Below are 19179 nucleotides of genomic sequence, written 5' to 3' on the forward strand. Positions count from 1 at the left end.
ATTTGTTCTTGTAGTGATATAAGAACCCTCGCCCGATAGGGCGGGGAGAGGTCAGTCCATATAAATACCTTCCTCGGTGCAACTTTCTCCGATTTTAGAAATTCAAAAACAGCGTAAGCAGATTTTATCTCTTTCTATTTGGCCAACTAGACCCTATTTTTTGACCATGTTATAAGTTATTGATTTTATGTAACGAAATATACAAGCTCAAAAAAGGGTTTTCGAACTCATTTTGCGCTTGGCTCTTTTACAATAAGGCTTTCAAGGTTAAACTCTTCAGTTAACTGCCGCACAGGCAGCTAAGAAAATCTTTTGACAGGAAGAGCGCAGAAAATACGCGTTAACTGCCGCACAGGCAGCTAAGAAAATGCGGGGCGATTTGTCGCGAATTCCTTTCGCGTTAACTGCCGCACAGGCAGCTAAGAAAACCACCATTAAACAAATTGCTAAAAATACCGCGTTAACTGCCGCACAGGCAGCTAAGAAAAAACGACAAGCTGAACAAGCAGATCGTGATCGGTTAACTGCCGCACAGGCAGCTAAGAAATCCTTTGCTGTTGATCATTAATATACACTTAAGTTAACTGCCGCACAGGCAGCTAAGAAAATAACTTTTTATGTATCTGATGGGGCGGACGGGTTAACTGCCGCACAGGCAGCTAAGAAATTTTGAGCCTGACTCAAAATAGTTAAATACAGGTTAACTGCCGCACAGGCAGCTAAGAAAAGTATGACAATAAGAACTTTAAAAATTGATTCGTTAACTGCCGCACAGGCAGCTAAGAAATGATATGGGATTCCAGTTCCTGAATTTCCTTTGTTAACTGCCGCACAGGCAGCTAAGAAAGAATCCGTCATCCATTACTTGAACATTTTCAAGTTAACTGCCGCACAGGCAGCTAAGAAAGTAAGCACTTGGTAAGGAATACCTGTTCCTGAAGTTAACTGCCGCACAGGCAGCTAAGAAAAAATAGTAACAGCAGTCGGTGTTGGTCACATGGTTAACTGCCGCACAGGCAGCTAAGAAAATATCAAATAGTGACGTCGATTTATTCTTAGGGTTAACTGCCGCACAGGCAGCTAAGAAATTAACGTGTCGGGTCATCCTCGCGATTCAGCCGTTAACTGCCGCACAGGCAGCTAAGAAAACGAACAATGCGTGCAGATTCACGCAGCACATTGTTAACTGCCGCACAGGCAGCTTAGAAAAGTTAGCACAACAGCAACTTTATCCATCATGAGTTCACTGCTGAACAGGCAGTACAACCCAGTTTCATTCCACTTAATTAGAGGAAATTTTTTGAGTCAAACACCTTGATTTTGGAGATCTCTTCTCACAGATACAATAGGAGTAGTCTGTATATTATACAAACGACCAATTAAATGTTTTGGAAAGTATCAAACTATCTGTTGAGTCAATCTTTTTTTTAAATTTAGCCATACAATAAAGAGCCTTAAAAGTGTGTATGGGAATGGAAGGGATATTCATTGAACAAAGATTTTTCACCTAGCGATATGAAGACCATTCTTCACTCTAAGCGAGCCAACCTCTACTACTTGCAGCACTGCCGCGTTTTAGTGAATGGTGGAAGAGTAGAGTACGTTACTGACCAAGGTAAAGAGAGCCTCTACTGGAATATCCCAATTGCCAATACCACTGCAATAATGTTGGGTACAGGGACATCTGTGACACAAGCAGCGATGAGAGAGTTTGCAAAAGCAGGTGTACTGGTAGGTTTTTGTGGCGGCGGTGGAACACCACTTTTCGCAAGTAATGAAGTAGAAGTGGATGTCTCTTGGTTGACTCCACAATCTGAATACCGCCCAACTGAGTATCTACAGAAGTGGGTGAGTTTCTGGTTCGATGATAACAAGCGTTTAGCCGCAGCGAAACAGTTTCAATTATCTCGGCTTACCATGATTAAAAAGCATTGGCTTTCGGTAAGTGTGCAAAAAGAGTTTCCAGTTCCTGAATCACAACTTACCTCAGCTTTAACGAGATTCGAGCGTTTATTGACTGATTGCGACACAACGCAAGATGTGTTGTTGCTAGAAGCAACTACCACTAAGACCCTATACAAGTTAGCGTGCCAAGCAGTCAGTTATGGGGAATTTACTCGCTCTGAAAAGGGTAGTAGCAACGACAGCGCGAACCAGTTTCTCGATCACGGCAATTATTTAGCTTATGGGCTTGGTGCTACAGCATGTTGGGTTATTGGATTGCCGCACGGTTTGGCTATCTTGCATGGGAAGACGCGTCGAGGTGGATTGGTATTCGATGTTGCAGATATTGCCAAAGATGCACTAGTACTGCCGCAAGCGTTTATTGCAGCTATGGCTGGAGATGATGAGCAAGAGTTTCGTCAGCGTTGTCTTAACCAACTGCGCTCTGGTAATGCGCTAGACGTGATGATAGAGACCTTACAAGCGACTGCAGAACACTGCTCGGAAATAAAACAATGAACATTTTGCTCATTTCAGAATGTAGTAAGCAGGCATTGGTTGAAACAAGGCGTGTATTAGACCAGTTTGGCGAACGTAAAGGCCAGCGCTGTTGGCAAACGCCAATTACTTATGAAGGAATGAAAACTCTACGCGTGTTACTTAAAAAGCGCGCGCGAAAAAACACTGCAGTAGCTTGCTACCGAATTTATGGCAAAAACCACACTGAGTTGTTATGGGTGGTAGGAAAAAGGAGCAAGTTCAATTTAGAGGGTACAGTGCCAACTAACCGCACTCAGCGCGATATCATTCGAGCCAGTGACGAAAGTAGTATGCATAGCAATCAAGCCATCGCGTTGATGGCGGGTATTGCCGGTCTCTTTCATGACTTTGGCAAGGCCAATACGCTTTTCCAAGATAAACTGCGTGGCAAGGGCGATGGGTTTGAGCCGTATCGGCATGAATGGGTTTCCATGCTGCTATTCTTAGCGTTTGTCGCTGGGCGAGATGATAAAGCATGGCTCGATGCCTTGTGTAATCTAGATGAAAATAGCGATGAAGCTGTGTTAAAGCATTTTAAGCTAAGTGAGGGAGTTGTATTTGGTGAAATAGCCGCCTACAGCCCTCTTGCTGCTGCCATAGCGTGGCTTATAGTATCGCATCATCGTTTACCTCAGCGGCAAGAGTCAAACGCATTAAGCGGAGATCTTGGTGAAGCGGATAAATGGGTAGCAAACGGTATTGGAGTAGAATGGAATGCCGTTAACCATAAGAACTTTGATTCTTCGGAAAAAGAGCAATGTGGAGACTTCCCACTTGGTCTACCACTGCAAAGCCTTACATGGAGAGCAAAAGCGAATTCACTAGCAAAGCGCGCATTGCAGCTGCCAAGTTTATCAGAGTATGGACGACTAGAATGTGCATACCCGATGCATGTTGCTCGAATGGTATTGATGCTGGCCGACCATACTTATTCGTCGGATAAACCACATGCACATTGGCAAGATGATAACTACAAAGCCTATGCGAATACTGACCGCAATACTCGCAAGCTCAAACAGAGACTTGATGAGCACTGTGTCGGTGTTGCTCACAACGCTTATCGGCTCGCGAAGATTTTACCGAGTTTGCGTAATGCCTTACCCACACTGATACGTCACCCAATGCTGAAGAAGCGAGTGAGCCATCCCAAATTTCGATGGCAGAACCGCGCCTATGAAGTATTGGTCGGTGAGAAAAATCGAGCTCAAGAACAAGGGCTATTTGCTGTACTGGCAAGTTCCACAGGGACAGGAAAAACAATAGCGAGTGCCAAAATGGCTTACGCTTTGGGTGAACAACATCAAGGGTGTCGATTTAGTGTGGCGCTGGGCCTTCGTACTCTAACGCTGCAGACGGGGGATGCGCTGAAAGATACATTGCATCTCGACGATGATGATATCGCGGTTACTATTGGCTCTCAGGCAGTAAAAGAGCTTTATGACCAAAACAAAGAATCGGCAGATAACAACCCAGAACCAGAATCGACCTTTACGGGTAGCGAATCGCAGCAGATATTTGATGATGACTACGTAAAATATGATGGCGAATTGGAGAACACTTACCTAAATCGCTGGCTCAAAGAAGATTGTCGAGCCAGTTTGCATAAACTCATCAGCGCTCCAGTTTCAGTGAGCACTATTGACCATTTAATTCAAGCGACAGAAGGTGTTCGTGGTGGACGTCAAATTGGACCGATGCTGCGTTTAATGACGAGTGATCTGGTTCTTGATGAGCCGGATGATTTTGATGTCGCCGATTTACCAGCGCTATGCCGATTAGTTTATTGGGCTGGGCTGTTGGGATCGCGGGTTATTCTCTCTTCAGCCACTTTACCGCCAGCGCTAGTCACAGAGCTTTTTGATGCTTATCAACATGGGCGTACGCAATTTAATATGGCAAACGGTCATGCCACACACAATTCGGTGGTCGCAGCTTGGGTTGATGAGTTCAGTGCATCGACCGAGTTTGTGGCAGACAAAGCAAGTTTCAGACAATGCCACGAAGGGTTTGTTGCCGGGCGAGTTAATCAACTAGAAAAAGCCAGCAATCCTTTGCATCGAGGGGCGCTAATTCCTCTTGAGGAGGGACAGACTCAACCTGTTGATGCCTTTGCGTCAGCAATTTTGCATCATGCGCAACGATTATCGCGTCAACATTGCATGGTAGAGCAAGGGAAAACCTTCTCTGCGGGCCTAGTACGGATGGCCAATATCGAGCCCATGCTCGCTGTGGCTAATCAGCTCTTTACCCGTTCTCCTGAATTAGATACCCGCATTCACTACTGCGTATACCATAGTCAACAGGCTTTAGTTGTACGATCGTCGATAGAAAATGCACTGGATAGCTTACTAAAGCGCGATCCCACGGTACCGATCACGCAACACCCGACAGTGCAGAAATTATTGACTAACTACCCTGAAAAGCATCACATCTTTGTGGTGTTGGCGACGCCAGTAGCAGAGGTAGGGCGCGATCATGATTATGACTGGGCGATCGCTGAACCGAGCTCAATGCGCTCGATTATCCAACTAGCAGGGCGAGTGCAACGCCATCGCCGCCTAGCACCTTCATTGCCTAATATTTTGGTATTCAATAAGAACTTCAGAGCGGAAGAAAACCGCTCACCTGCTTACTGTAAGCCGGGCTTTGAATCAAAAGATCGCTATCGCGCCAAAAGTACTCAACCGTACATTGAGAAGACATGGCTATTGTTACCAAGTCACGATCTCAGCGATCCCTTGTTATTAGCTGATAATGCTCTTGACGTTATAAATGCTTCATCGCGCGTTCAAGAACCTAACCTGCTAGTACGTAAAGATTTATACTGCGCGGCGGGTTTCATCGAGTTGGAGCACTTGGCGCTAAAGTTCAACTTGCGTGATAAAGGGCGCGTGTGGTGGTCATCACCTTACGCCCATTTGTTTGGTGAAGTTCAAAGGCAAACCAAGTTTCGCTTGAGTGCACCCAGCTTTGAGTACGTGCTTGATGTGGATGAACAAAGCGCAGAAGTGAAGTTGTTAGAGTGGGACGACTTAGGTCAAACATTACTTGATCAAGATAAGATCGAACTTGCACCACCGTTAACACTTTCAGAGCGCGTGAATGTTATCGGCCACGAAAGTCTAATCGATCAAGTGCAGTTGTTATCAGACCAACAAGACATTGAATTTGAAAAGGCGCAGCGTCGCTATAGCACCATTCAACTCCGAGAACTAACAAGCGGTAAAAAGTGGCTTTATTCACCGTTATTAGGAGTATTTGAGGGGCGGTATTTCTCATTATGAATCAAGGAATTCTATTTTCGAAGCAGGAGGTGGTATGCCATCAATTTTAACCGAGCGAATAGTTGCCTATATTGCTGAGCGTAAGTCAACAAAACAAGAAGCGCTCGATAAAGAGGTGAGTAAAGCGGGTGACGATACTATCGATCTTGAGAAACTGGCTGAAAAACAGGCCAAACTCGATATTGATTTTACTGTGAGTAATTGGCTCGATGGCGCAGCAAAACGCGCAGGGCAAATCAGAATGGCTACTCATGCAGTAAAATTCACTCACAGCGCAGCGAAAGGAAGCAATATCTTAGCGGATCAAATGGGTAGCGATGATCGCTACCTCGATACGTTTAGCCTAGCCCAGCCTGCTGTGGATGCTGTGGGAAATGCTGCAGCTTTGGATGTCGCGAAGTTACTGCAACTCTGCGATGAAGAAGGTAAAACATTGCTTGAATATTTAAAGCAAAGGGACTCTTCACCGCTAGCCGCATTAGCCAGCAATAACGAGCAGCTCTACAGTTGGCTGGAAGGGTTGTCGGCGGCATTAAAAGACAGCGCTCCTAGCAGCCACGCTCTGAGCAAACAAGTGTATTTTCCGGTTAGCGAGGATTCATCCGGTTACCATTTATTGGCGCCAATACAATCGTCTTCATTGTCACAAGCGGTATACGATGAGGTCCAGCACTGTCGCTTTAGCCAAGAAATGAAGTCAATTCGTACCGCGCGCAAAGACAATCAAGCTTCAGATGGTGTATTGGTTAGTTATCCTGATTTAGCGATCACTGTGGCAGGAGGCTCTAAACCTCAGAATATCTCACAGCTCAACTCTGGGCGAGGGGGTGTGGCTTATTTATTCGATGCACGTGCGCCAAAATGGCAAACGCAGATCCCTAAATTAAGTCAAACGACCATTATCTTTGAGCAGTATACGTTGAGCCGGGTTGCCCGCCCCATGATTTATCACCTTACGGCATTTATCAAAGCCAATATCGATAAGCAAAGCACGCTCGAGCTTCGCGAAAAGTTAACGCAAAAGGTCGATGAAATTGCGGAAGCTGTATTCAATGCTGCTGCAATCTGGCAAGCCTTGCCTGCTGGTTGGAGTGATAGCTATTTGCAGCTTTCTGCTCACGCTGCGAGATGGTTAGATCCTAACAACCCTAAATGGCAGCAAGAAAATGATGATTGGCGAGAGCCATTGAGTGCCGAATTTGGCTTGTGGCTCAAAGACAGTGTTGTAAAAGCCGCTAAACGGGATTTTGTGATTGGCGCAGGTGAAGCTGACGAATGGCGGCAACAATTTAAGCAACTGCTATGGGAGGTATGTTAATGGCGTATCTAGTATTAAAGCAGCTCAAAGTTTCTAATGCGAATGCTATCTCTGGCATGACATGGGGCTTTCCAGCAGTGAGCCACTTTCTCGGCTTTACCCATGCGCTATCAAGAAAGCTGCAATTTAGTGGTCATAACGTCTCGTTAAATGGTTGCGCGATTGTTTGCCATCAACACCAAGTCCACTGCTACCGAGATACCTTGTATGACCCGTATGCTTTCGCTTTGACACGCAACCCATTAACGAAAGAAGGAAAAACGGCCCCGATCGTTGAAGAAGGCCGCATGCATCTTACGGTATCGTTGATCATTGAATGCGAGGGCTTGAATACGGCTTGTGAGCAAACACGACATTCCCAACTTGCTTACATTAATCAATTAGCACAACAGCAAAAATTGGCAGGTGGGGTGATTACTGATATTGAGGATTGTCATTTATTCGATGAAACCAATTATAAAAAAGGGCTGCGTAAGCTGTTGCCGGGGTTCATATTAGCCGATGCGAGCCACCACTTTGCAGAGTTTAATGCGTCTAACTCAGAAAATACACTGCGAAACTGGCTTGATTTTTCAGCACTAAAACATTCGTGCGAAGTGAGTCAGGATGAAAATGGTGAAGAAAATGTGCAATGGAAACGCATTACTAAACCGTTATCTGGCTATCTAGTACCTGTGCAAGTCGGTTATAAAAAAATAGCTAACACATTTGAGGCAGGTGAAGTGTCCAATGTGCGTGACAGCCATTCACCAGTCAGTTTTGTGGAATCTGTTTACAGCATTGCTGAATGGATTGGTAGCCCTAGTCGCATTAACAACCTAAGCGACATAATTTGGCAACACCGTTACAACGATCCATTTTATGTGTGTCATACCGCGTCTTCGATGGAAGCGCAATTGGTGTCTCACGATGACTTCGAACTCGACTTTTAAGGTTAAGGGATAAAATAATATGACTAAATTAACAACACCATCTGTTCTGGCTTTCGAATCTAAATTGGCGTGCTCTGATGCATTGATGTTTGCTGGGAACTGGGAGCAACGTGATAATGTAGAATCATGGCGAGCTATCTCGGTGTTTGAAAAAGCAGTGCGCGGCACGATTTCTAACCGCGTCAAAGGTGCCAAGGCGAGCAAAATTGACGCAGAAGTTGAAAAAGCAAATCTCCAGACAGTAGACAATGCAGCACTACCATTTGATGCTGATACACTGAAACTGCAATTTACATTGCGCGTACTGGGTGACTTATCGACGCCATCTACCTGCAATAGCCCTGACTATCAAACGGCACTGGCTAGTGTGATTCGTGAATACGTTGAAAATAATGGCTTTAAGGAAGTAGCGCTACGGTATGCGACCAACCTAGCTAATGGTCGTTTTTTGTGGCGTAACCGCGTAGGTGCAGAAGCCGTTGAAGTACGTATTTCTCACGAAGATAAACAGTGGGTATTCAATTCTTACGCTTTGACCCTCAAGGGATTTAGTGAGCAAAATCAAGACCTGAAAGACATTGCCTCTATTATCGAGCAGGGTTTGATGGGGGAGAAGGTGGCACTACTTAACGTAGAGGCATTGAGCCTTTTAGGTAATGGCCAAACGGTTTTTCCATCCCAAGAATTGGTAATGAATTCGGGAAGTGGTAACAAAAGTAAATACCTATATCAACTTGAAGGACAAGCCGCCATGCACTCTCAGAAAATCGGGAATGCACTGAGAACTATCGATACTTGGTACCCACAAGCGGATGAGTTCGGCCCAATTGCTATTGAACCTTATGGTAGTGTAACTAATCGTGGTGTCGCTTATCGAAAACCAAAAGAAAAAACAGATTTTTACAATCTACTAGATAACTGGTTATTGAAAGGTAATGCACCAGAGCAAGAGCAGCAGCATTACGTAATAGCTATGCTGATCCGTGGTGGTGTCTTTGGAGAATAAGTATGGATTATTATCTTGATATACAAGTGCAGCCAGACCTTGAAGTGAGTGCTCCTGTACTTATGAGTAATCTGTTTGCGAAATTTCACCGCACTATGGCACAGGCGACGTTAGGTGAGGTTGCAGTGAGTTTCCCTAAGTATGATCGGTCATTGGGAGATGTGTTACGCTTGCATGGTCGCGAGGTAAGTCTTAACAAGCTGATGTCATTACCTTGGTTAAAAGGGCTACGTGATTACACTGAAGTGACGGAAATTAGTAAGGTCCCTAGTGATATCAAAGGATATAGAAGTGTTTATAGGGTTCAGAGGAAATCGGTAAACAACCGACGTAGACGTTCGATAGCAAAGGGATGGTTGTCCGAAGATGAAGCTTTTCAGCGTATTCCGGACTCGGCTCAGCAACACCTGAAGTTACCTTTCTTACAAATTAAAAGCTTATCAAGTGCTCAGGTTATGCGCGTGCATATTGCACTCGGTGAGCTATGTTCACAGTCTATGGAAGGTGAGATTAGTAGCTACGGTTTAAGCCGAACTGCCACTATACCTTGGTTTTAGTTTTTAACCCTTTTTTTGTGCCATTCTAACTATCTGAATTATAAAGGTTGATAAATGGATGTGAAAAAAGGGTTTTATTAAGCAAATCGCCACAAGCTCTTTAATATTATGGTGTTGTGCAGTATTTTGCTCAGTTACCTGCCGTACAGGCAGCTAAGAAATTCCTTTGTCTTAATGAAGAATTCTTCAAGTAGTTACCTGCCGTACAGGCAGCTAAGAAAAACGCATACGCCGCCACACCTAAGAACTGGGCGTTACCTGCCGTACAGGCAGCTAAGAAATCTTTGGTTTTGATGACATCGTGCGCCACGTGGTTACCTGCCGTACAGGCAGCTTAAAACTACACTTCTTTGCAATGCTAAATCCTGCCATTACCAAAGTGAAACTATAGTTTCATTAGGCGGTTAAATGTGAAGATATGGTTTCATATTTGGTTACACCACCAATATGCTAACCCTGTTTGTACTATTGTAAAAATACTTTTGACTATAGAAATTAAATGAAACTATAATTTCATTATGGTTTGATTTATGAAAGCATAGTTTCATTATGATGGAGAGAGATGCTCAAGCTAGGCGTAGTGCAGTGGTTATGCCAAAGAATCTAAAAGTCTTACAGAATTTGGGTGAGAATATAATGTTAGCGATGAAACGCCGTGGAATAAGCCAAGATATGATGCATAAGAGAACGGGGATCTCAAAGCCTACTTTGAGAAAGATAGTGAAAGGCGATCCATCTGTGTCTATTGGCCATTATATTAATGTATTGGCTGTGCTTGGCTTGCTAGCTGATTTGGGTAAGGTTGCACTTGATGATGAGCTTGGCCGGAAGCTACAAGATATAGAGTTACTGAAAAGAAAACGATGAGGCCATTGTAGAGTGGACATTTACATATATTCGGATTGGCTGGATACAGAAGAACTGATGTTCGTAGGGACATTAAGGTCTTCGGTTATTCGTGGTAAAAAGCACTTTAGCTTCAATTATGATGAAAAGTGGCTTGCATCCAAATACGCAACTCAGATAGACCCAGCACTCCAACTATAAGTGGGAGAGCAACATGCGGAGGAGGACAGAAACTTTAAGGCGTTTCTTGATTCATGCCCAGAACAATGGGGTGGACTATTGATGCAGCGCAGGGAAGCACTAATCGAGAGACAAGAAAAACATAGGCCAAATAGGCTGTTTGAAACTGACCGTATACACAAGACCCAACGATGGAATGAAAAATGCTGAGTAAGGGGAATCACTCCTAAATTGTTTGTGAGTTTGTGTGCCTAAGTGACACAGCGGCTGATTGTTGTACTCTTTAAGACCATAATACTCATGTGACAATTTGACACAGCAGGAGATAATATTATGGCTTCTACTTTGCATCACATCACCACTAAAGTTGATGTTGATTCACAAGATTTACTTGCTAAGGCTGCCGCGATCGCTGGTATGCCGAGTATTGACTCATTTGTTCTAAGTGCTGCAATTGAGAAGGCTAAACAAGTCATCGAACGTGAACAGGCTTTAAAGCTGAGCCAAGCTGATGCTATGTTGCTGATGGAAGCTTTAGACCGTCCTGCAGCGCAGAACTCAAAACTTAAAGCTGCCTCTGATCGATATGAGAACAAAACTCAATGATGAATACGGTACTTCTAGATAAAGCTAGACACGATAGAAACCGATTCAACTGTGGTATCGAAACTCTCAACAATTACTTAAAAGTAATGGCGAGTCAGCAAGCAAAAAAAGACAATACCAGAATGTTTGTTTTAGAAGATGATAACGACAACTCACATATCATCGGCTTTTACACGCTAACAATGACACCAATTGACTTAAAGGCATTACCCGATAAGTTACAAAAGAAGCACCAACCATCGACTTCTGGCGGTCTCATCGCTCGTCTTGCTATCGATGACAGATACAAAGGGAAAGGATTTGGTGAGTGGTTGCTTATCGACGCACTCAGAAAGCTATTAACGGCTAGTGATAGCGTTGCGTTTCCAGTTGTTATCGTTGATGCCAAAGATGGTGCAAAACATTTCTATGAGCGTTATGGCTTTCAGGCATTTCAAGATGCTGACAACAAACTCTTCATTACTATTGCAGATGTGAGAGCAAGCCTAGCTCTTCCTTAAGAACAAAGCTCAAATATCTTTGATTTTGGAAGTCTGAAATGTGGGGTATGCTGGTTAAGTGTCTGCCGCACAGGCAGCTAAGAAAACTTATCAACAAGCAGACCAAATCACGTCCTTGTTATCTGCCGTACAAGTAGTAAAAAAGTTGATGATTTTGTTTTGTGTGTCTACAGTCGACTTTTAACATCCTATAGAGTCAAGCGCTAAGTTCTAGTCATTATTTCTTTAGCTTGCGAATTAATGGCTTAGATACACTGCGTTTTAGCTGCTGAATTTCTAATCGGGATTTTACGAGTTGAAGTTCCAATAGCTCATCGAGCCTGGGCTGTAAGTAGTAGTGCCATCGATAGAATCCATACATAGAAGTTATCAGTCCTACTAATATAAGGAGCATAGAAATTCTTATATTAAATGGTTTATTTGCTTTGAGGAGCTCTATCACTTTCTCAAGAGCTTGTTTTTGTCGGATTTCGTACTTACTAGGTTTTTCAATGCTTTCAAACTTAGACAGCTCAACAACATTTTTAATATATTCATTATTGAAGTTATTGTAGGATGAGTTAAATAGGTAGCATCCTGAGACAATTAATATGAGCCCAAAAAGAGCAAAGAACTTATACGCGTTGTCTGTTGGTAGGTTTGCATTTGAGTTAGAGCTTATCATTAAATATTTCTTCCCGAATTAATTAACTTTATCAGAAGCATCGCCCGATTAGGGCGGTGAGAAGTCACCTCTTTCATCACCCACAAATTCATGGTCAATCTGAGCTGGTCACTACATATATACTCACAGCGCCTTATATCTTTCTACCATATCCCTATCAATTTCCTTGATTAGAATTGGTGACAAGCCTAGGTTTTTGGCCTCATGACTAAACGAGCGTGTTGCTTCAAATATTTCTTCTGCCATAAGCATAATCGCCTTTTGGGAAGACAACCCTGATTGCGCCGCTAAGTGGTCAAGGGCGTTCTTTGGTGTTCGACCATTACCACCAAATGCCGTCATATGCTCTTGGGAAGGGCTAGGGCTGTAAACAATGTCGTAGAAAGGTGATAGCTTCCAGTTATCAGTATCACTGGCAAGGAAACTAAAATTCTTACTGTGGTCATCTTGGTTAACTGTTAGGTAATTAAACATACAACGCTTAATGAGCTTCTGAGACTCAGTAACACTGCACATAATGCGCGTAGCTTTAATTAAATCCACATAGTCTAAAGAAGGCTCACGAAACGGTGCATCTAACAAACCACACGCAGAAATCATATGGAGCCGGCCACCTTGTTCTGTGCAATCAAATCGTTCTTGCTCTAGCCAAAATCGTCCATTGCCCGCATCAATTAAATCGAAATTAGGTACTTTAATACCGGCGTTGCGGGCCACTTGCATATAGCAGTACTCGACTAATGATTCAGAGTGCTTCAAATCAAATTTTTCAGATGTTAGCTTTACGATGAGCTTTGTTCCAGGAGCGTTATCTAATGTCGAGTATTGCCCATTCGATAAACGAGTAACATTCATTTTGGGTCTAGCCCCCCCCGATCCACCCGTATTCATCAAGTGCTCAAGTAAAGCAGACTCGGTGCCTTCAAATTCTTCAATAGCAGATCGGCCAAGAGTAATGATATCAATCGATTCCTTGGACTCATCAAGTAAATCTAATTCAGGCTCATAGCTTAACGCTCCCATACATCTGTCACCTAGGTAAGCCAAACGCTCTAGGGCTGTAATTTCTCTTGGGTTATGACCGTTCTGTCTAAATACACGATCCATTAGATAAAGCCCCCAGCCATCAGGGAGGCTATCTCCAAATACGCCATGAATACCGTAATGAGGAGCTCTAGGTGCGCCTTGTAGGCTTGTGTCAGCTTTTAAATTGAATGGAGCTAGAGAGGTTGGGTGAGCATCTAAATAAGCTTCATCGAATTGAAAAAAGCTCTGTTTACTATTCTCAACGAGTTTGCCTACGACGATTTTTTCACCAGTACTTAGCGTTCGTTTTACGGTTAGTGCTGATTTAAGCATGGCGAAGTACATCCTCTATAGATTTAAACTCAGGTTCAGATGGCTTTGTCAGCTCTTTCACTTTTTTCAAGTCACCGACGGTTTCATAAAGCATCAGGAACTGACGCAATGAGATATTGCCAGTCGATTCAAACTTTCTGATCGTGGCGTAAGGCACCCCGGAGAGTTCTGCTAGCTTCTGAACACTGAGCTTATCTTTTTTCCGAGTTGACTTGATAAACTCTTTGAGCTCTATTTGTAAATCATGGGCGGTATAAAGAGATAACATAGATGCCCCTTAAATTGCTACTATAATAGTAATTATAGCGCCTTTTATGGGATTATTGCTACTACTGTAACATTTTTTTGGTTGTGCTAACCATTATTTCAGTGAACGAACCATGCAATGAGTTATATCAATATCATTGGGGTATTTTAGTTGTTACTATAGTAGCATTTTCTGAGTTACTAATAAGCTATTTGTTATAATAGTAGATATTTTTAACAGGTAGCTGCGTTCAAATTATGTCAATAGAAGCTAGTATCTGTAGTCTTTATCCCACACACCTTTATTCATATCTTTTGGCACTGACAAGCTTCCACTCAGATCTATTAAACAAGCACTACCCGAAATCGTTACAAATAAGGTCATAGGGCTCTACCTGTTCACTTTTATGCGCATAAAAGTGTGTAAATTTGCTTTTTTACGCGCAATAAAGTGTGCCGATATCCTAACAACTCTAATTGTGTTCATTGTAATGAATATATAAGGGTAAAATAATACACCTATCTATACTTGCTTCTAAGGTTAAATTCAAAAGTGAATTTAAATGGACTTTTGTTTTTTGTAAGAGTAATCAGCTAAGTGAGGGTATTATGATGCTAGTCAACACACCGACAAGCATTGGCAATACGCTACGCGAAGCCCGAAAGGAAAACGGGTTAAAGCAAACTTATCTTGGTCTGCGACAAGCAACAGTATGTGACTTCTCACCGCCCTAATCGGGCGATGTTTCTTATTTCATTAGCCGTTGCTCGATAGTATCGAGACTTACGCAGCTGCCATTGATGGACATAGAAAGAATTTCTCTGTGAGTATAGCTGCATCTGGTCGCTATCAGCTTACACCACTGTATGACATTATCTCGGCACATCCGCTTACAGGTGGTCGTGGTTTGAGTGAGCGTAAGCTCAAAATGGCAATGAGTTTAGGTGGCACTAGTGGGCGAAAATAGAAGTGGCACCAACTTCAACCGCGCCATTTCGAAGATACCTTTCACAGTATGAACGTCCCGAACATAAGGCGAGAAAAGGTTCGTTTATTGCTTGATGAATTTGAAGCAACAACAATGGCTGTGATTGACTCTGTCGGAAACTCGCTACCAAGTGATATCAACGAGAAAGTAAGAGATAAGATATTTAACGGTATCTTAAAGACCGTTAAAAAATTCAATTGACTGTATAATAGTGAGTTGTCATATTTCCATTGATTTTGGAAATATGAAACGTGCTGTATTTTGTTTCATTTTATTTCATCGTCAGTAGAGCAGTTTCACACATGTTAATAATATGTAAACGCTTCATGCGGGAGTGGAATTGAGATAACGTATTTAGAGGAAAGTAAGCGCTACCTTTATTCTTGCAAAAAGCTTCAAATTAATCTTATTAAATGGTTAGGAGAACGCATGACAGCAAGTATAGAAGCAATGTACGATGAAAATAGTGACTCGAATAGCTCCAAGAAAAAAGAGTCAAACTCCCCACCTCAGTTACTCTCGAATGGAATGTTAAACAGTTGCTTGGATTCCGCGGTAGGCTCTCACCCAAAGGAAATATGGTACCCAGACGTTTCTATTTGTACTTCAATCACTCTACTCTATAGCAGTAAATTGATTGGCCTCCACTTGTTTCCCAACAACCAAGGTTAAGCTTTTGAAGGGGCTTTCGAGGCACTAAAAAAACTGTCGTTAGGCACCAATGGAAAGATTTTAGATGTTTTAGTGGTGGGGAATACTGAGTCAAAGAACATGTTCGGGATGATGTCAAAGTACAAAAATTTTAATGATAGTGTCTCGCTTTTCAAACAAACATTTAAAATAGTAGGCAAAGTGAAAGTCGCGCATGAGATAGGGTACATCGCCGCATTTCGAAGCAAAAACACCCTTGATTACAAAATGTATGATAGTGACTTTAAGAAAGTGAAGCCCAAGACTGCCAAGAAATTTACCTATCTGTAACCGCTAGAGACGAGACTCAAACCTGTTTACGCATAATAGCGCGCAGCTAAATAACGGTTGCGCGTAATTCTCACCCCGCTGGTATGACAAATCGGAAATGAGTTGCTAGCTGAGGGCTGGCATGAGTCATGTGTAAAAGCTAGATAGAGTCCGGTTTTTCCATTTTGCCCTATATGCCTATCATTATTACCTTTCAGGAATAATCCTGACATGAAAAGTAAGAATGAAAAAACATATAGCAATGACGGGTAACTACGCGTTGAGTCATTATTGTTGTATTGCTTGCAACTTGTTCATTATACGCCTGTTTTATCCATGAGTTTAGTATAACCTTTCTTGCGTTAGGTTATGTTCACCAATTCAGGTTGGAATGAATATGGACATCTTTTAGCCTGCTTACGCCTCGATTGTAGCAGGCCTTTTTCACATTGTATTGGGTACCTAAAATGACCAACCCTTTATGATTAAAAGCTAAAAAAATGACAATTTTGGGTAAATTAATCAATATGATATAGGAGTGTAATTATACAAAAAACTAGTTGATTGACTCGACTTTGGTGTTTTTTGAATGCAATTCGATCAATTGTCTTTGATTTTAATAAATTAAATCAATAGTCTTAAAATTCTATGTTATCAATACCATTGTCTTTTCTTGAGTTTTTTGAGTAGAATTCGGAAACTAAAAATAAAACCTGATTGCTTATGTCATTACTCGACGAACTTCTCTCTCAATCCTTTAAAAGCAACAAACAGATGTGTTTGCCGGAAGTGCAGTTAAACTCAATTCACATCCAAAAATTACTTGATATAAATACCAATAACATTCCTCCTGTTCCAACCAAAATTAACTTGTACGCTGACCATATGATTAGCGGTCAATGGCTTTACAACGGAGACTCCATTCGAGTCAGTAAAAGTGGGGTCTTGCTTGACGGACAAAACCGGTTATTTGCAGCTCAAAAAGCAAAGATGAATTTGACTTGTGATTTGGTCGTTGGTCTAGATGAGAAGGTATTTAATACCATTGACCAAGGGCGAGTGCGTCAAAAAGGGCACTTACTGGCCAGAGATATAGGCGATTTGAAATCCAGTGATGCCCAAACTCTAAGTGCGGCAGTAACTCGTGTTTTGAAATACAAGCATGAATTATCGCAGACAACCACAGGGGGGAAAGATGGTAAGTTTGCTAGTAAGTTTTCCGCAAACAAAATCATCGAATACGTACACCGCAATCGCGAAATCCTCGAGCAGTTAGAAACCGTAAAAACTCAGTTTAATAGCCGGGCGAACCTGACTCGTTCGACAATTTTGTATCTTTACCACATTGGTTGCCGTTGGGATGAAGAGTACACACTGAAGTTTTTGAAAAAAGCCATCAGTGGAGTCGGCCTCAAAGAGAATGAAACTCTGTTTTTCCTTCACCAAGCATTAAATGAATACAAAGCCAAATCGATTCGCTGGACACCGAGCGAGCTTGAAAAAACGCTAGTGAAAGTGTGGGACAAAGTGGCGGAGAAAGGGTTGAATGCCATCACTAAGAAGTCAAACATCAAGCATAAAAAAGACGAGAATTTTGTACGTTTTATAGCGCCATCTGAATCATCATTAATTCAGATGAAAAACAGCATATAAGCTAAGCGCCAAAGCGAATTGAGAGTTTAAGCAAACGAGTACGCAAGCTTTTTTCTAACGCTGATTCCTGCTGTATGTTTAAATGCCATCAAGCAACTCAATAGGTGATGGTGGCGCTTGTCTGAGCAGAAACTTGCGCGTGCTGAAAGAGCCCCGCGGTATCACGGTTAAAATGGTGGATACAAGATGTATCCACCACCGTTGCGCTTTACGTTTGATTTTAGGTTGTCTAGTCGCCGCTCTGAGCAATTTTTAGCATCTTATCCAACGGTCCGCTATCACTTGAGAAGGTCACTTTATAGGCCTCTGCAAACTCTTTAATATGTTTTGCTGCTTGTTTCTTAATACAGTTGATGTAATTCACACCTTGAGTGTATTTGGTAAATTCAATCGTACACTCGGTCAAAGGTTCATACATCTTAAAAAACTTCATTGGGTGAGCGATATAGCCGCTACTTAGTGCAACAGACGCAATGATTGGACAGTAATACGTACTTTGTTTAATCCAATCTTGGAATTCTTGCTTGTTTTTAAATGTTGAGATGTCAGATTGCTTAGCGACATACTCTTCTTGCGCACGTTTTACTACTTTGTTGACTTTGTATCTTTGGAAAATAGTGTCTGCCAAAGCCACGCATTGCATTAAGATATCACGCACTTTAAGAAGCACTGTTGCTAAGAATCCAGTGAGAGCCGACCCTGTATTCACAACGATATCGACACTTGCCGAAGCCACATCTTTCAGGCCTTTTAAAGTTTGAACGCCAACATGTCTCAACATCGCGTTCGCAATCACTGTTGGGTGGCCGTCGAGAATCGTAATGTCTCTTTTCAAGTACATTTCGGTAACGGCTTCTTTTAGGTTAGAAATCAAAGTCTTCATTCCGTCATAGAGGTCGGAAGCATTTTGTACGTAACACCAACCGGGTATGATGTCCGTTAAATCACCAATAAATTGGTCACTTAAAAAATACTCACCTAGCTCAGCCAGCCATTCGATAAAATATTGTTGGTTATCACTGAACTTCCCTAGGTAAGCCTCTTTAATTTTTGCCAGATAATGGTCAATAAACTCTTTAATTAGCTTTATCATACCCGGCTTTTGGTCGGAGCTCGTACTGGTGGATACAGAATTTTCACTTTCGGATTTGGCTTTGGTTTGTTCAGGGTGCTCACTGATTTCTTTGGTGCCCGAAGCAATAAGCTTGCCCGCGCCATCTTTCATGACTTTGAGAGCTTCAGTAGCGGTATCTTTCGCAAGGTCAATGGCATCGGAAGCGCCAACGTATGTATCAAATAGGCTACCAAATACACTCGGTGTTTTAGTTTTGCTGACGTTTAGGTGTGATAAAACAAACACCAACCCGTCCATTGCGTCTTTGTACTCGTTGGCGAGGGCTTTTTCTTCTGGACTTAGCGGTACACCAAGTCCGCCCATTTCGGTCATTTCAATTTCTACTACATGTTTTTTTTCAGGCATATCTATTCCTTATTAAATTGTAATTAAAGGCATTATCATTTCACTGGCACTTTCGTGATATTTAGGCTGAACTTGGTGTTTTGAAAATACCTTAAAGTTATTAAGTGGTCTTAAG

At 42.4% G+C, this 19179-nt stretch carries 19 protein-coding genes and 1 CRISPR repeat array; of the genes, 14 read left to right on the forward strand and 5 right to left on the reverse strand.

Annotated features, from left to right (window positions below; translation table 11 throughout):
* Window positions 1-279 precede the first annotated feature (279 nt).
* Window positions 280-1209: a CRISPR direct-repeat array (repeat unit 28 nt; unit sequence GTTAACTGCCGCACAGGCAGCTAAGAAA).
* A 306-nt stretch (window positions 1210-1515) separates the two neighbouring features.
* From cas1f to cas6f, 6 genes are read left to right on the forward strand one after another with little or no spacing between them, the layout of a single operon-like run.
* The gene (cas1f, locus tag ACM2FC_RS19100; protein ID WP_498482689.1) at window positions 1516-2463 is read left to right on the forward strand and encodes a type I-F CRISPR-associated endonuclease Cas1f; all 948 of its coding nucleotides are present in this window, start codon (window positions 1516-1518) and stop codon (window positions 2461-2463) included.
* Window positions 2460-5768, forward strand: a complete 3309-nt coding sequence (cas3f, locus tag ACM2FC_RS19105; protein WP_498482603.1) for a type I-F CRISPR-associated helicase Cas3f — start codon at window positions 2460-2462, stop codon at window positions 5766-5768. Before cas1f ends, cas3f begins: the two co-directional genes overlap by 4 nt.
* Before the next feature lie 34 nt (window positions 5769-5802).
* A complete protein-coding gene (gene csy1 / locus ACM2FC_RS19110) occupies window positions 5803-7086 on the forward strand; it encodes a type I-F CRISPR-associated protein Csy1 (protein ID WP_498482604.1) in 1284 nt (427 codons plus the stop codon).
* The gene (csy2, locus tag ACM2FC_RS19115; RefSeq protein WP_498482605.1) at window positions 7086-8018 is read left to right on the forward strand and encodes a type I-F CRISPR-associated protein Csy2; all 933 of its coding nucleotides are present in this window, start codon (window positions 7086-7088) and stop codon (window positions 8016-8018) included. Before csy1 ends, csy2 begins: the two co-directional genes overlap by 1 nt.
* Window positions 8019-8037: 19 nt before the next feature.
* Complete coding sequence (gene csy3, locus ACM2FC_RS19120; RefSeq protein WP_498482606.1) at window positions 8038-9024, forward strand: type I-F CRISPR-associated protein Csy3; 987 nt, start codon at window positions 8038-8040, stop codon at window positions 9022-9024.
* Window positions 9025-9026: 2 nt separating this feature from the next.
* Window positions 9027-9581 (forward strand): type I-F CRISPR-associated endoribonuclease Cas6/Csy4, encoded by a 555-nt coding sequence (cas6f, locus tag ACM2FC_RS19125; protein WP_498482607.1) that lies wholly within the window; start codon window positions 9027-9029, stop codon window positions 9579-9581.
* Window positions 9582-9711: 130 nt separating this feature from the next.
* On the opposite strand, the gene ACM2FC_RS19130 is transcribed toward cas6f, so the two are convergent.
* Window positions 9712-9891: a hypothetical protein gene (locus ACM2FC_RS19130; RefSeq protein WP_498482608.1), complete on the reverse strand. Its 180-nt coding sequence runs from the start codon at window positions 9889-9891 to the stop codon at window positions 9712-9714.
* A 242-nt stretch (window positions 9892-10133) separates the two neighbouring features.
* Here ACM2FC_RS19130 and ACM2FC_RS19135 point away from each other — a divergent pair, with 242 nt between their 5' ends.
* From ACM2FC_RS19135 to ACM2FC_RS19150, 4 genes are all read left to right on the forward strand, one after another.
* Entirely contained in the window at window positions 10134-10448 is a 315-nt protein-coding gene (locus tag ACM2FC_RS19135; protein WP_498482690.1) for a helix-turn-helix domain-containing protein, read from the forward strand.
* 12 nt (window positions 10449-10460) lie between these two features.
* On the forward strand, window positions 10461-10628 hold the full coding sequence (locus ACM2FC_RS19140) for a hypothetical protein (RefSeq protein WP_498482609.1): 168 nt from the start codon (window positions 10461-10463) through the stop codon (window positions 10626-10628).
* Window positions 10629-10940: 312 nt separating this feature from the next.
* The gene (locus tag ACM2FC_RS19145; protein WP_498482610.1) at window positions 10941-11213 is read left to right on the forward strand and encodes a type II toxin-antitoxin system TacA family antitoxin; all 273 of its coding nucleotides are present in this window, start codon (window positions 10941-10943) and stop codon (window positions 11211-11213) included.
* Window positions 11210-11713, forward strand: coding sequence for a GNAT family N-acetyltransferase (locus ACM2FC_RS19150; RefSeq protein WP_498482611.1), 504 nt, complete (start codon window positions 11210-11212; stop codon window positions 11711-11713). Before ACM2FC_RS19145 ends, ACM2FC_RS19150 begins: the two co-directional genes overlap by 4 nt.
* Window positions 11714-11930: 217 nt before the next feature.
* Here ACM2FC_RS19150 and ACM2FC_RS19155 read toward each other — a convergent pair whose 3' ends face one another.
* The 3 genes from ACM2FC_RS19155 to ACM2FC_RS19165 all read right to left on the reverse strand — a co-directional run bounded on the left by ACM2FC_RS19155 (window position 11931) and on the right by ACM2FC_RS19165 (window position 14004).
* Complete coding sequence (locus ACM2FC_RS19155; RefSeq protein ID WP_498482612.1) at window positions 11931-12377, reverse strand: hypothetical protein; 447 nt, start codon at window positions 12375-12377, stop codon at window positions 11931-11933.
* A gap of 123 nt (window positions 12378-12500) precedes the next feature.
* Entirely contained in the window at window positions 12501-13736 is a 1236-nt protein-coding gene (locus ACM2FC_RS19160) for a type II toxin-antitoxin system HipA family toxin (protein ID WP_498482614.1), read from the reverse strand.
* On the reverse strand, window positions 13729-14004 hold the full coding sequence (locus tag ACM2FC_RS19165) for a helix-turn-helix domain-containing protein (RefSeq protein ID WP_498482615.1): 276 nt from the start codon (window positions 14002-14004) through the stop codon (window positions 13729-13731). Before ACM2FC_RS19165 ends, ACM2FC_RS19160 begins: the two co-directional genes overlap by 8 nt.
* A 742-nt stretch (window positions 14005-14746) precedes the next feature.
* Between ACM2FC_RS19165 and ACM2FC_RS19170 the strand changes: the two genes are divergently transcribed.
* The 4 genes from ACM2FC_RS19170 to ACM2FC_RS19185 all read left to right on the forward strand — a co-directional run bounded on the left by ACM2FC_RS19170 (window position 14747) and on the right by ACM2FC_RS19185 (window position 17584).
* Window positions 14747-14950 (forward strand): HipA domain-containing protein, encoded by a 204-nt coding sequence (locus tag ACM2FC_RS19170; RefSeq protein ID WP_498482617.1) that lies wholly within the window; start codon window positions 14747-14749, stop codon window positions 14948-14950.
* A 48-nt stretch (window positions 14951-14998) separates the two neighbouring features.
* Complete coding sequence (locus ACM2FC_RS19175) at window positions 14999-15172, forward strand: hypothetical protein (RefSeq protein ID WP_498482619.1); 174 nt, start codon at window positions 14999-15001, stop codon at window positions 15170-15172.
* 228 nt (window positions 15173-15400) lie between these two features.
* Window positions 15401-15643 (forward strand): hypothetical protein, encoded by a 243-nt coding sequence (locus ACM2FC_RS19180; RefSeq protein ID WP_498482620.1) that lies wholly within the window; start codon window positions 15401-15403, stop codon window positions 15641-15643.
* 1011 nt (window positions 15644-16654) lie between these two features.
* Window positions 16655-17584, forward strand: a complete 930-nt coding sequence (locus ACM2FC_RS19185; RefSeq protein ID WP_498482621.1) for a hypothetical protein — start codon at window positions 16655-16657, stop codon at window positions 17582-17584.
* Between the two features lie 229 nt (window positions 17585-17813).
* Here the strand turns inward: ACM2FC_RS19185 and ACM2FC_RS19190 are convergent, their stop codons facing one another.
* Entirely contained in the window at window positions 17814-19064 is a 1251-nt protein-coding gene (locus tag ACM2FC_RS19190) for a hypothetical protein (protein WP_498482622.1), read from the reverse strand.
* Window positions 19065-19179 lie beyond the last annotated feature (115 nt).

It is taken from the genome of Vibrio sp. A37 (assembly GCF_059777565.1).

What these genes read in the sequence shown, in the direction of transcription:
- ACM2FC_RS19145 (WP_498482610.1), top strand. Translation starts at nt 10,941, where the DNA reads ATGGCTTCTACTTTGCATCACATCACCACTAAAGTTGATGTTGATTCA.
- cas1f (WP_498482689.1), top strand. Translation starts at nt 1,516, where the DNA reads ATGAAGACCATTCTTCACTCTAAGCGAGCCAACCTCTACTACTTGCAG.
- ACM2FC_RS19180 (WP_498482620.1), top strand. Translation starts at nt 15,401, where the DNA reads ATGACAGCAAGTATAGAAGCAATGTACGATGAAAATAGTGACTCGAAT.
- cas3f (WP_498482603.1), top strand. Translation starts at nt 2,460, where the DNA reads ATGAACATTTTGCTCATTTCAGAATGTAGTAAGCAGGCATTGGTTGAA.
- ACM2FC_RS19185 (WP_498482621.1), top strand. Translation starts at nt 16,655, where the DNA reads ATGTCATTACTCGACGAACTTCTCTCTCAATCCTTTAAAAGCAACAAA.
- csy1 (WP_498482604.1), top strand. Translation starts at nt 5,803, where the DNA reads ATGCCATCAATTTTAACCGAGCGAATAGTTGCCTATATTGCTGAGCGT.
- ACM2FC_RS19160 (WP_498482614.1), bottom strand. Translation starts at nt 13,736, where the DNA reads ATGCTTAAATCAGCACTAACCGTAAAACGAACGCTAAGTACTGGTGAA.
- ACM2FC_RS19155 (WP_498482612.1), bottom strand. Translation starts at nt 12,377, where the DNA reads ATGATAAGCTCTAACTCAAATGCAAACCTACCAACAGACAACGCGTAT.
- csy2 (WP_498482605.1), top strand. Translation starts at nt 7,086, where the DNA reads ATGGCGTATCTAGTATTAAAGCAGCTCAAAGTTTCTAATGCGAATGCT.
- cas6f (WP_498482607.1), top strand. Translation starts at nt 9,027, where the DNA reads ATGGATTATTATCTTGATATACAAGTGCAGCCAGACCTTGAAGTGAGT.
- ACM2FC_RS19150 (WP_498482611.1), top strand. Translation starts at nt 11,210, where the DNA reads ATGATGAATACGGTACTTCTAGATAAAGCTAGACACGATAGAAACCGA.
- ACM2FC_RS19175 (WP_498482619.1), top strand. Translation starts at nt 14,999, where the DNA reads ATGAACGTCCCGAACATAAGGCGAGAAAAGGTTCGTTTATTGCTTGAT.
- ACM2FC_RS19135 (WP_498482690.1), top strand. Translation starts at nt 10,134, where the DNA reads ATGGAGAGAGATGCTCAAGCTAGGCGTAGTGCAGTGGTTATGCCAAAG.
- ACM2FC_RS19190 (WP_498482622.1), bottom strand. Translation starts at nt 19,064, where the DNA reads ATGCCTGAAAAAAAACATGTAGTAGAAATTGAAATGACCGAAATGGGC.
- ACM2FC_RS19165 (WP_498482615.1), bottom strand. Translation starts at nt 14,004, where the DNA reads ATGTTATCTCTTTATACCGCCCATGATTTACAAATAGAGCTCAAAGAG.
- csy3 (WP_498482606.1), top strand. Translation starts at nt 8,038, where the DNA reads ATGACTAAATTAACAACACCATCTGTTCTGGCTTTCGAATCTAAATTG.